Below are 1,832 nucleotides of genomic sequence, written 5' to 3' on the forward strand. Positions count from 1 at the left end.
GGGGGGGGGGGGGGGGGGGGGGGGGGGGGGGGGGGGGGGGGGGGGGGGGGGGGGGGGGGGGGGGGGGGGGGGGGGGGGTGGGGGGGGGGGGGGGCGGGGGGGGGGGGGGGGGGGCGGGGGGGGGGGGGGTGACGCTGAGGGCGGGCCCGGTGGGTCGTCGCGTCGGCGGGTCGACCCGCTCGGTCTGGTGTGCAAGGCCGGGACCTGGTATCTCGTGGCCCGCCACCGCGAGCGGGTCCGCAGCTACCGGGTCGGGCGGATCGTGCGGGTCGGGATGCGCGGCGAGGTCTTCGACCGGCCGGCCGGCTTCGACCTGGCCACCTGGTGGCGCGAGCGCGGCGAGGACTTCGCCCGCTCGCTGATGCGCTGGCAATGCCGGCTGCGGCTCTCACCGGCGGCGCTCGCCGGTCTGCGGCACGCGGTGGGTCCGGTCGCAGCCCGGGATGCCCTCGCCGGCGCCGGGCCACCGGACGCGGACGGCTGGCAGGTGGTGGAGGTGTCCACGGAGGGACCGGACGTGGCCCTGACCCAGCTCCTGCTGCTCGGCGACGGCGTCGAGGTGCTCGCCCCGGCCACGCTGCGGGCCGCCCTCGCCGCACAGGCGCTGCGCACGGCCACGCGCAACGCCGGTGCGCTCACCCTGACGGATGACGATCGCGTCGACAGGACAGGCGGATGAAAAGCCGAGGACCACGACGGGTGGAGGTGGTCGCGAGCCCGTCAGACCGACCCGGAAAGTGCGCCGGACCGGTACGGTCTCGACAAGGCGTCGCAAGGGAGGGCACACCATCGGTACCGCGGAGCTTCTCGCCGTCGCGCTGGTGATGGCGCTCGGCCTGGTGGGCGTCGTCCTTCCCGTGCTGCCCGGCCTGGTTCTCGTCTGGGGTGCCGGGCTGTGGTGGGTGATCGCGGACGGCGGTGGGGTCGGCCGCTGGATCGTCCTGGCGCTGATGACCGCGCTGTTCGTGATTGGCGCGCTGACGAAGTACGTGCTGCCCGCCCGCGCCACCGCGGGGCGTGGGGTGCCCTGGCCGAGCCTGGTCATCGGGCTGGTCTGCGCGATCATCGGGTTCTTCGTGATCCCCGTCGTCGGGTTGCTCATCGGCGGTGTCCTCGGCGTCTACGTGGCGGAACTGGTCCGCCTCGGTGACGGGCGGGCCGCCTGGAAGACGACCTGGGCGGCGGTCGTCGCCTTCGGTGTCGGCGTGCTGGTGGAGCTGGTCGCCGGGGTCGCGATGGCGGCCGTCTGGGCGGTCGGCGAGCTCGTCCTTTAGCCGTCGCGGCGCACCCGGTGGGCGGCCGACCATTCTTCGGGGCGGTTCCTTGCCTTGAAATGAAGGAAAGATGAACGGGACACGCCATGGGCGATGGCTGGCCGTTGCGTCTCCGAAATCGAGGTACCGGCCGGCGGCGTGGTACTGATGATGTCCCGCGGTCGCAATGGTCGGCACCAGGCGTTCGCGTGCATGGTGGTCCGGGGCTAGGTACTCTGCATGCTGTTTGATTCCGGCCGCCGGTGAGGGGAGCGCACTGATGTCGCCTCTCGGCTGGCGGTGGAGTCGATTCCGGTGGTCGGTTGTCGGGCTCGGTGTTCTTGTGTATGGGGCGATCGCGGTGGCGGTGACGCTGGCGGCGGCCGCCGGAATCAGATCGCACGTCGCCGGACCGGCGGTGGGCGCCGAGGCGGTCGCGTCGACGACGGGGAAAGCGGCATCGCCGCGGCATCCGCCGGTGGTGCCCGCGCCCGCGTCCCGGCAGGTGTCGCCGACGCCCTCCCCATCGCCCTCGGCGACGACCCCCGCGAGTAGCCCGAGCACGGGCGCGCCCGGGGT

The 1,832-nt window shown here is 74.5% G+C and carries 2 protein-coding genes and 2 pseudogenes; 3 read left to right on the forward strand and 1 reads right to left on the reverse strand.

Annotated elements, in window-relative coordinates:
* Window positions 1-226 (reverse strand): annotated as a pseudogene (locus MXD58_RS26795) (hypothetical protein); the annotation flags it as partial.
* Between MXD58_RS26795 and MXD58_RS26800 the strand changes: the two are divergent.
* From MXD58_RS26800 to MXD58_RS26810, 3 genes and pseudogenes are all read left to right on the forward strand, one after another.
* Window positions 188-679, forward strand: a complete 492-nt coding sequence (locus MXD58_RS26800) for a helix-turn-helix transcriptional regulator (protein WP_518478701.1) — start codon at window positions 188-190, stop codon at window positions 677-679. The pseudogene MXD58_RS26795 and the gene MXD58_RS26800 overlap by 39 nt on opposite strands.
* A gap of 109 nt (window positions 680-788) precedes the next feature.
* Entirely contained in the window at window positions 789-1,274 is a 486-nt protein-coding gene (locus tag MXD58_RS26805) for a DUF456 domain-containing protein (RefSeq protein WP_518478702.1), read from the forward strand.
* Window positions 1,275-1,614: 340 nt separating this feature from the next.
* Window positions 1,615-1,832, forward strand: a pseudogene (locus tag MXD58_RS26810) (hypothetical protein); the annotation flags it as partial.

The organism is Frankia sp. AgKG'84/4, from assembly GCF_023242965.2.
In the GTDB taxonomy this organism is placed as follows: Bacteria; Actinomycetota; Actinomycetes; order Frankiales; family Frankiaceae; genus Frankia.